Source organism: Moorena sp. SIO1F2 (genome assembly GCF_010672755.1).
Lineage (GTDB): Bacteria > Cyanobacteriota > Cyanobacteriia > Cyanobacteriales > Coleofasciculaceae > Moorena.
In genome coordinates this window covers 1-1,487 of record NZ_JAAHFV010000654.1, presented here as the reverse complement: position 1 = coordinate 1,487, position 1,487 = coordinate 1, and the positions used below count along the sequence as shown (strand labels likewise).

1 protein-coding gene is annotated in these 1,487 nt (G+C 40.8%); it reads left to right on the top strand.

Features of this window, described 5'->3' with window-relative positions; translation table 11 throughout:
- Window positions 1–85 precede the first annotated feature (85 nt).
- On the top strand, window positions 86–1,330 hold the full coding sequence (locus F6J94_RS33785) for an ammonium transporter (protein ID WP_293048303.1): 1,245 nt from the start codon (window positions 86–88) through the stop codon (window positions 1,328–1,330).
- Window positions 1,331–1,487: the final 157 nt, after the last annotated feature.

Genomic DNA, 1,487 nt, shown 5'->3' with positions numbered 1-1,487 from the left:
TTTATTTAATAGTGTTATGTAAGTATGTCAACCTACTTACCAGTTGGAAATTCACTTCTACTGTAAAACTGGAAAGCTTGCTTTGATGTCTCGACATAAGTACAAGAGATTAAAACACCAAATCACCTCGGTACCGAGCCGTTGGTACTTCTGCCTATCTTTTGCTATTACCATCCTGCTGGGATGGGTTGGTGTAGCAGCAGCACAAGATAGTAACACGAATAATTTCACTAACCTGTCTACTATCTGGTTGTTAGTTTCATCTTTTCTAGTCTTTTTTATGAATGCTGGCTTTGCCATGTTAGAAGCCGGGTTATGTAGACGAAGAAATGCGACTAATGTCTTGGCTAAAAATTTGATAGTTTTCTGTATATCAGCCTTAGCATTTTGGCTAATTGGCTTTGGCTTAATGTTTGGTGATGGCATTACTTACAGTTGTGTTCCAGGAGAAAATACTAGTTTAAGTTTAGTGGGTCAAAAGGGCTTGTTTTTTAATCTTCCCTTTCCCCAATTTGGAAATCTGGGCTTTCCAGAATCAGGATTTAATTGTCTCAATCAAGATTGGTCTAATCACTCCTTTGCGTCTCTATTTTTATTTCAGTTAGTCTTTGCTGGAACTGCAGCGACTATTGTTTCAGGAGCTGTTGCTGAACGGGTAAAATTCTGGGCATTTCTCCTATTTAGTTTTTTCCTGGTTGGTTTTATCTATCCCGTAACCGGTCACTGGGTTTGGGGACACTATGGTTGGCTAGCCAAGGCGCTAAAATTTCATGATTTTGCGGGTTCAACTGTAGTCCATAGTGTTGGTGGTATGGCTGCCTTGGTAGGTGCTTGGCTACTAAAGCCACGACAAGGTCGTTTTGGCTACAATTTAAGAACAGATAGATATGAAGGTCTCGAAACTGAAAAGTTCTCTGCCGATAATCTGGGTTTAGCCACCTTAGGCTGTTTAATTCTTTGGCTGGGCTGGTTTGGTTTTAATGGTGGCTCAGCAAAGGATCTCGATTATGTAGCCAATACCATCACAACTACCATGATGGCAGCAGCAGCTGGTGGAATATCCAGCGTATTTTTTAGTCCAATTATCCTAGGAAAACCCAGTCTAGCCTCAATTATCAATGGCATTTTAGGTGGGTTGGTGGGAATTACAGCTTCAGCTGCTTTTGTAGATATCAGAAGTGCATTTATAATTGGCTCTATCAGCGGTATTTTTGTCCTTTTAGGCGAATATTTTATACAAGTTTGGAAAATTGACGACCCCGTAGGTTCGATTCCTGTTCACCTTTTCTGTGGATTTTGGGAAACGATTGTCATATACATCAAGTTCTGAGTACAACAGAGAACTATTGCTACTAAAGATTCCTAAGGCAATCGTTCCCCAAAATCCACATGTAATATAAACCTCAGACTCCGGTAACTGTTGCTTCCACAAGCCAATAATTGGAGCAGTGGGACATTGACTACGGACAGCTGCCACATGGTCAGGT